Source organism: Lactobacillus sp. W8172, from assembly GCF_016102055.1.
Lineage (GTDB): Bacteria > Bacillota > Bacilli > Lactobacillales > Lactobacillaceae > Lactobacillus > Lactobacillus apis_A.
Genome location: NZ_JACFPG010000001.1, coordinates 741,919 through 749,210 on the forward strand (window position 1 = coordinate 741,919; position 7,292 = coordinate 749,210).

The window sequence follows — 7,292 nt, forward strand, 5'->3', positions numbered from 1 at the left end:
GTTTTATTTCGAGCTTTTATTTTTCTAACTCTGGCGCATCAGTTTTGAACTGCTTCTGAGTTGTTTTCTTGTGATTTTGATACCACAAAGATGTTTTAGTTTTAGAAGAGTATAGCTGTTTAAGCGCCTTTTTTTCATTATAGTCATAATCATGTGGATTTACTTTTTTGAAGCCTTTAGGCTTATAAAAACGTAGTAAATCACCCGCAATGACACGATCAGACAATGACAATTGAGTAGTTACCTTATTTGAAATTGCTACCAGCTTAGTCTTAAGCTTTTTGTCTGGTTTCTCAATCTCTTCACCGGTTTTGGTGTAGTAATAGGTACTGCCCACCTTAGCATATTCAGGCGTAATAAAGTCACCATTACGCTGGGCAACAATCTGCGGTGCCTTTGAGCTAAGCAAATCGTGCCCGAATTGAATAGTGTCCTTGTCGTTAATGCCAAGCAAGTTTAACAACGTTGGCAAAACATCTATTTCGCCGCCATATGTGTCCTTTATGCCACCTTTTAGTCCCTTCATATGGAACATTAATGGTACACGTTGGAACTTCAAATTGTCAAAATTGGTGAAGTCATCTTGTTTAAGTAATTCAGCACTAGCCTTATGGTGATTCCCAGAAATACCGTAGTGGTCACCATAAAGAACAAGTATTGTCTTCTTATCAAGACCAGTTTTCTTCATCCATTGCAAAAATTCACCAATTGCCTGATCCAGATAATGCGCCGTTTGAACATAACCGTCAACAGTTTCATCCCTAGTGTCAGTTGGATCAATTGACTGATTCTTTTTATCCAAATCATATGGATAATGATTAGTGACAGTAATTAACTTAAGGTAAAACGGTTGAGGCAAACGCTCAATATACTTGATTGATTGCGATAAAAAGATTTTATCCTTTAGACCGTAACCAATATAGTACTTTGGCTTGTTCTCGTAATAAGACAGTGGCATAAAGTAATGGTAGCCGAATTGCTTATAGGCATTATTTCGGTTCCAAAATGATCCTGCACCACCGTGCATTACAGCAGTAGTATAGCCTCCAGCTTGATTTAAAATTGCTGGTGCACTTTCAAATGTGTTTGAAGTACCATAACTCGACATTGCTGAACCTGATTGCAGCCCATATAAAGAGTTCTCTAGCATCATTTCAGCGTCAGAAGTCTTACCTTGACCAACCTGGTTATAGAAATTGGAGAAACTCAAAGTATTCTTCGAATGATACAGCTTATTTAGGTTAGGTGTTACTTCCTTACCTTTCCATTTATAGCCAATCAAAAACTGTTGGAAACTCTCCAAGTGAATTACAATTACGTTTTTGCCTTTAGCTACACCGGTATATTCAGGATTAGGTTTAACATAATTAACCTTCAAGTACTTTTTAACAGAACTTAAATCAGAAACATTTGCCTTGGCCATCTGTTCACTTGTTTGCGCGGTTTTAAAGGCATCATACACAGCATATTGATTCATCCCTAGATACTTAACAATATAGCTGTTATCAAACGTTCTAGTCAAAAGCCCTGAGCGATCTTTTTGCGCCATCATCAGATTAACGCCGATTAAAGCCACGGCTAATCCTTCAAGTAAAAGATTAAATTTCAGTTTTAAAGGCCTTAAATCGTATTTGATAACTTTACTTGCCATCAAACCTATAATGACTGCTACATCAAGAAAAGTTAAAAAATCACTTATTTTTGTTATGCCAACAATACTTTTACCTAGATTATCTGCAGTTGAACCAGACGTCTTAATAATTGAAAGTGACAAAAAATTGGAAAATTCACGGTAATATAAAATATTCGCAAATAACCATGTACTAAGGATTAGATCAATTGCAATAATAATCCAATACGATTTTCGCCCTTTGAAGAAAAGACCTATCCCTAGTAGCAATAGTGCAGCAGGCAGTGGGTTAATAAACAAAAGAAAGTTTTGCATCGCTCCGACTGCACCGAGATTGAATTTAGTTAAATAAATCAAATACGTTTTTAGCCAAAACGTTATCAAGACAATGGTGAAAAAACCTAGCTTATTAGTAACTAACCATTGAAAGAAAGACTTAATCCGTGTCATTCCATTCTCCTCTCACTATGATAATATAGTACCCTTTAGGCCAATTATGCATAGTGGTTTTAGTAAAAATTAATCATTTGGTGTATTAGTGATTTTCTTCGGCTTAAAAATCCAACCAAAAATTCCCAGAATCATTCCTAAAAAGTAGGTTACAAACCGCCATAAGAACATCCCCAAAACTAGCGCTCCTTTTGAAGAAACAAAAGTCGCAAACAAAGTCTGGAAGCTGTATTCAGCTCCACCAGAAGCTCCAGGAATTGGAATAATTGCCATAAACATGATAATCATAATGTTCATTTGTGTTACACTCGCCCAGCTTGCAGGCACACCTAAGGTAACTAACACCATGTAAGGAACTGAGTAAAAACACAAAAGCTGTAAAATAGTCAAAAGACCACTAAGAAACAATTTCTTTTTCTCGCGTTTGAGTTTTTGACTTTCAGTATAGAAAGTATCAATTTTATCAACTGTATTTTTTCGCCATACTTCAACGCGATTTGTTGAAATAAACTTTGCTAATAAATCCATTATCCAATTGGCAGCTTTTTTGGTCCAGTTATAGACAAATAAAATAGCTAATAAAAAGACAATCGAGCTCACATGAATTAAAAAGCCAATTCCAATAAAGAATGCCAGACCAGCAAACTTCGTTGCAACCATCTTAAAGCCTGTGATTATTGTTACCACATAAGCGAGAAAAACCACGATTTGATAAATAATGAACTTCATTAAAAGAAGCGATGTTGCTCGGCCACCCTCAATTCCCATTTGAACCATTGCTGCAAGCTGAGAAGGCTGTCCGCCAGTTGACATTGGCGTAATAGCATTGAACAGCGCCTGAATGATAGGAATTCGAAAAAAGGACCATTTTGAACGTTTTGGTTCGTCTTTGCGATGAGCTAAAACTGCCAAAATGCTTGCTTCAAACACATAAGAAAGTATCATCAATGCAAATACTAAAATTAACGCACCGTAATTGATTCCATGAGCTGCATTAGCCAGCTGCGTAACTGGAGTATCCTTAAGATCAACGTACAATACACCGCAGCTGATTAGTAAAACAATGGCAATGCCCCATAAATGTTTCTTATTCATTAGTGAATTTGTCCTAGTCTTCTGCCAATTTCATATTGCTCATGATAAAAATCATTCCAAATCTTGGCTAAATTATCTTCTGAATATTTTTCACTGGCCATATTTGATAAGTTAGCGTACTTATTTAGCATTGTCTTATCATACGCTACTCGACGCAGTTGCTCATTCATTTCCTCAAAGTTTTCGCCCTTCATGTAGTAGCCATCGATAATTGCTTTATATAAATCAAGATCTCTCAGTAGCACCGGCGTACCACAGCTAAAAGCTTCAAGAACTGACATCGGAAATAGTTCATCAAAAGATGGTAAAACGAATAAATCTGCAATATTTAAATAATCAACTAATTTTTGCCGATCAATTATTCCTGTAAAAATCAGGTTTTGTGGCGGATTATCGACTAGCTCTTTAAAGTGATCGTAACCATCCGTAATTTTTCCAAAAGAAAAGCCACCAGCCCAGATGAACTGAATTTCCGGATTCGCTTCAGCCATCTTTGCAAAGTCATCAACACCTTTTCTAGCTTGAACTTGACCGTCACCAAAAACAACAAATTTATCTAATGGAATTCCCAATTGATTTCGAAAGGCATTTTTTTCAGCCTGTTGTTCAGGATAAAACTCTTCTTTTGAAACGAAGTTAGGAATATATTTTACCTTTTCGCGTCTAATACCATACTTAACTAATTTATCAATAAAAATAGGATTAACGACAACGATTTGATCCATTCGCTTATAGAAGTCTATTACGTAATTATAAAAGACTTTTTTAGCTGGAGCGGGTAACTTGATTGAGCCTTCAAGTGTTTCAGGTAGAAAGTGAACATAACCAATTTTTCGCCCACGTGCTGGAGAAAAACTATTAGCATAATAAGTTGGGTTAATTGTATGATAGTGCGTTAAATCACTTCGACCATACTTATTATTCGTAACATAAAATTCTTCTACTAAATGCGTTCTTAATAAGCTAATTAATTCATTGTAGGCAGAACCGACTCCCTGGCCTTTAACTGAATCAGCTTGCGAAAACATATTGATTCTAATCATTGGTATCCTCTTCTTCGAGATCCTCTTGGTAATTTTCAATTACCTCTTCATAAAATTGATGAACATCACTACCAAAACGTTTAGCGGAAATTTGATCTAGCTTTTTAACTAGCTTATCAGCTGGAATTTCGCTTGGACCTTCTCTTAAGTAATCTAAAATTTCATCACGCATCTCACTTGGTCGTGTGAAAACTTCACCAAAACATTTATCATCAAATACCCGTTCAGTGTAATCAGTGTCATAAACAACACACCTAGTGCCCGAAGCAAGAGCTTCAATATAAGTTAGTCCTTGTGTTTCAGTATCACTAGCAGAAACAAATAAGTCTGCCATTTTGTAGAATGAGCCAACATCTTCATGAGGAACATCTCCTGCAAAAATGACATTATCTTCTAGTGTCAAACGCTCAACCTGCTCTTGTAGGACTTCTAAATCAGGACCGTCGCCTGCAATTACTAAACATGCTTTTGGAAATTCATCTACAATTTCCGGCAAAACATTCAATATCCGGTTAATTTTCTTTTCTCCAGCAATTCTGCTTAGGGTCAAAAGTACTTGTGCGTCCGGTTCAATTCCTAAATCGTGACGAACGTCGTTAGTAATAGGCTGATTTAGGCTCTCAATGTCCACTCCCGTTGGAATTACCTTCATAGGGATAGATACCTTATAGCGCTTTAAAAGCTTCTCTACGCGCTCGCTAGGGGCAATAACGCCATCCATATTTTTGAGGTAGACATTGGTAAATTGCTTAACATGGTATGGGCGCAAAAGATGACCATTGAGCACATAATGTAAATAGTCTTCATACATCGTATGATACGTGTGAATGGCCGGAATCTTTAATTGATGCGCAACATATTTCCCAATCATTCCCAGTGCAAACTCCGTCTGCGTGTGAACAATATCAAGTTTTACTTCACGAGCAACCTTAGTTGCTTCAAAAAAGCCTCTAAAAGCTACACGTCGATCAGTAAAAGAAATAAACGGTACACTACTGAAGCGAAAAACATTTGCTTCAACTGCTCCCTTTTGTACATGTGGATCAGTAGTCGTAAAAATAAAAACATTATGCCCCTGTTTTTCAAGGGCATCCTTTAATGTTTTGATTGATGTTGCTACACCACTAATTTGCGGAAAATACGTATCGGTAAAAATACCAATATTCATTTGAATACCTCCATAAAAGGTATTATAAAGATTACACTCTGCATGTGCAATTTTTATAAAAACAAAAGCAAAAAAATATAAAAGAAAAGCAGCTCCTAACAAGAAGCTGCCATATAATAGCGGTGATCGGGGTCGAACCGATACGTCCTAAACGGACACCAGATTTTGAGTCTGGCGCGTCTGCCAATTCCGCCACACCGCCGTAGTAAAACAAAAAAATAATAGTTCAATGGAATGAACCTTTAAAGGCGGGGATCGGATTTGAACCGACGATTAAGGTTTTGCAGACCTCTGCCTTACCACTTGGCTACACCGCCATTGAATATTCTCATAATAGATTGGGATAGCTGGATTCGAACCAGCGCATAATAGAGTCAAAGTCTAGTGCCTTACCGCTTGGCTATATCCCAATGCTAGGGCGGAATATGGGATTCGAACCCATGTATGCCGGATCCACAAACCGGTGTGTTAACCCCTTCACCAATTCCGCCATGAAGTTTTAACAGGGATAGTAGGAATTGAACCCACACTAGCGGTTTTGGAGACCGATGTACTACCTTTATACGATATCCCTATTATGGAGGAGGGTGGATTCGAACCGCCGAACTCAGAGAGAGCGGTTTTACAGACCGCCGCGTTTAGCCACTTCGCTACTCCTCCAGGCTGATGGCGCGGGACGGAATCGAACCGCCGACACAAGGAGCTTCAATCCTTTGCTCTACCAACTGAGCTACCGAGCCATCCTACGGTCCATATCAGATTTGAACTGATGATCTTCTCCGTGACAGGGAGACGAGATAAACCACTGCTCCAATGGACCATATTGCGGGAGGTGGATTTGAACCACCGGCCTTCGGGTTATGAGCCCGACGAGCTACCAGACTGCTCCATCCCGCGATTATAATAATAAATAAATGTACAAAACCCAGTTTAATGGACCTTGTAGGACTCGAACCTACGACAGGACGGTTATGAGCCGTCTGCTCTAACCAACTGAGCTAAAGGTCCGAGCTCTAGCAAATAGCGGCGGGGGGGATCGAACCCTCGACCTCCCGGGTATGAACCGGACGCTCTAGCCAGCTGAGCTACACCGCCAACAAAATGTAATCGTTATTCAATTACAAATCGGGAAGACAGGATTCGAACCTGCGACCCCCTGGTCCCAAACCAGGTGCTCTACCAAACTGAGCCACTTCCCGGGATATGCGCCCTGAAGGATTTGAACCTTCAACCTTCTGATTCGTAGTCAGACACTCTATCCAGTTGCGCTAAGGGCGCATCATTAGATGCCGAGGACCGGAGTCGAACCGGTACGGTTGAAACCAACCGCGGGATTTTAAGTCCCGTGCGTCTGCCAATTCCGCCACCCCGGCATGTAATGAAAGCGGAAGACGGGATTCGAACCCGCGACCCCCACCATGGCAAGGTGATGTTCTACCACTGAACTACTTCCGCATAATTATGAATGCCGATTATACGATTTGAACGTACGACCCCCTGTTTACAAGACAGATGCTCTACCAACTGAGCTAAATCGGCAAAAATGTAAATATGGTATTAATAAAATTTGGCGAATACGGGTGGTGGGACTTGAACCCACACGTCCGAAAACACTAGAACCTAAATCTAGCGCGTCTGCCAATTCCGCCACACCCGCAAAATGGGGCCATGAGTCGTGACGGGCTTGAACCGTCGACCCTCTGATTAAAAGTCAGATGCTCTACCGACTGAGCTAACGACTCGATATGGAGGATACAGGGCTCGAACCTGTGACCTCCTGCTTGTAAGGCAGATGCTCTCCCAGCTGAGCTAATCCTCCATAAAGCACGGCAGCGTCCTACCCTCGCAGGCAGTCTCCCACCAACTACTCTCGGCGTGAAGAAGCTTAACTGCTGTGTTCGGCATG

Annotated in this window: 4 protein-coding genes and 19 tRNA genes; all 23 read right to left on the minus strand. The window is 39.9% G+C overall.

Going from position 1 to position 7,292, the window contains the following annotated elements; all coding sequences use genetic code 11:
- Positions 1-16 precede the first annotated feature (16 nt).
- Positions 17-2,080, minus strand: coding sequence for an LTA synthase family protein (locus H3R21_RS03440; protein ID WP_198183031.1), 2,064 nt, complete (start codon positions 2,078-2,080; stop codon positions 17-19).
- A gap of 69 nt (positions 2,081-2,149) precedes the next feature.
- Entirely contained in the window at positions 2,150-3,175 is a 1,026-nt protein-coding gene (locus H3R21_RS03445; protein ID WP_198183033.1) for a lysylphosphatidylglycerol synthase transmembrane domain-containing protein, read from the minus strand.
- Positions 3,175-4,218 carry a glycosyltransferase family 4 protein gene (locus tag H3R21_RS03450; protein ID WP_122034422.1) on the minus strand — a complete coding sequence of 348 codons (1,044 nt, stop codon included), beginning with the start codon at positions 4,216-4,218 and terminating at the stop codon, positions 3,175-3,177. The genes H3R21_RS03445 and H3R21_RS03450 overlap by 1 nt, the downstream gene beginning before the upstream one ends.
- Positions 4,211-5,386 (minus strand): glycosyltransferase family 4 protein, encoded by a 1,176-nt coding sequence (locus tag H3R21_RS03455; RefSeq protein ID WP_198183035.1) that lies wholly within the window; start codon positions 5,384-5,386, stop codon positions 4,211-4,213. Before H3R21_RS03455 ends, H3R21_RS03450 begins: the two co-directional genes overlap by 8 nt.
- A 117-nt stretch (positions 5,387-5,503) precedes the next feature.
- A tRNA-Leu gene (locus tag H3R21_RS03460) sits at positions 5,504-5,588 on the minus strand.
- A 44-nt stretch (positions 5,589-5,632) separates the two neighbouring features.
- Positions 5,633-5,703 (minus strand) — tRNA-Cys (locus tag H3R21_RS03465).
- A 21-nt stretch (positions 5,704-5,724) separates the two neighbouring features.
- A tRNA-Gln gene (locus H3R21_RS03470) sits at positions 5,725-5,796 on the minus strand.
- Positions 5,797-5,803: 7 nt separating this feature from the next.
- A tRNA-His gene (locus H3R21_RS03475) sits at positions 5,804-5,876 on the minus strand.
- 13 nt (positions 5,877-5,889) lie between these two features.
- Positions 5,890-5,960: transfer RNA gene (locus H3R21_RS03480), tRNA-Trp, on the minus strand.
- Between the two features lie 4 nt (positions 5,961-5,964).
- Positions 5,965-6,046, minus strand: a tRNA-Tyr gene (locus tag H3R21_RS03485).
- A 7-nt stretch (positions 6,047-6,053) separates the two neighbouring features.
- Positions 6,054-6,126: transfer RNA gene (locus tag H3R21_RS03490), tRNA-Phe, on the minus strand.
- 6 nt (positions 6,127-6,132) lie between these two features.
- Positions 6,133-6,206 (minus strand) — tRNA-Asp (locus H3R21_RS03495).
- 3 nt (positions 6,207-6,209) lie between these two features.
- A tRNA-Met gene (locus tag H3R21_RS03500) sits at positions 6,210-6,283 on the minus strand.
- A gap of 37 nt (positions 6,284-6,320) precedes the next feature.
- Positions 6,321-6,394 (minus strand) — tRNA-Ile (locus H3R21_RS03505).
- Between the two features lie 13 nt (positions 6,395-6,407).
- A tRNA-Met gene (locus tag H3R21_RS03510) sits at positions 6,408-6,481 on the minus strand.
- A gap of 30 nt (positions 6,482-6,511) precedes the next feature.
- Positions 6,512-6,585 (minus strand) — tRNA-Pro (locus H3R21_RS03515).
- Between the two features lie 5 nt (positions 6,586-6,590).
- Positions 6,591-6,664, minus strand: a tRNA-Arg gene (locus H3R21_RS03520).
- 9 nt (positions 6,665-6,673) lie between these two features.
- A tRNA-Leu gene (locus H3R21_RS03525) sits at positions 6,674-6,759 on the minus strand.
- 10 nt (positions 6,760-6,769) lie between these two features.
- Positions 6,770-6,841, minus strand: a tRNA-Gly gene (locus H3R21_RS03530).
- Between the two features lie 11 nt (positions 6,842-6,852).
- Positions 6,853-6,925: transfer RNA gene (locus H3R21_RS03535), tRNA-Thr, on the minus strand.
- Positions 6,926-6,961: 36 nt separating this feature from the next.
- Positions 6,962-7,043: transfer RNA gene (locus H3R21_RS03540), tRNA-Leu, on the minus strand.
- 12 nt (positions 7,044-7,055) lie between these two features.
- Positions 7,056-7,128 (minus strand) — tRNA-Lys (locus tag H3R21_RS03545).
- 4 nt (positions 7,129-7,132) lie between these two features.
- Positions 7,133-7,205 (minus strand) — tRNA-Val (locus H3R21_RS03550).
- Positions 7,206-7,292 lie beyond the last annotated feature (87 nt).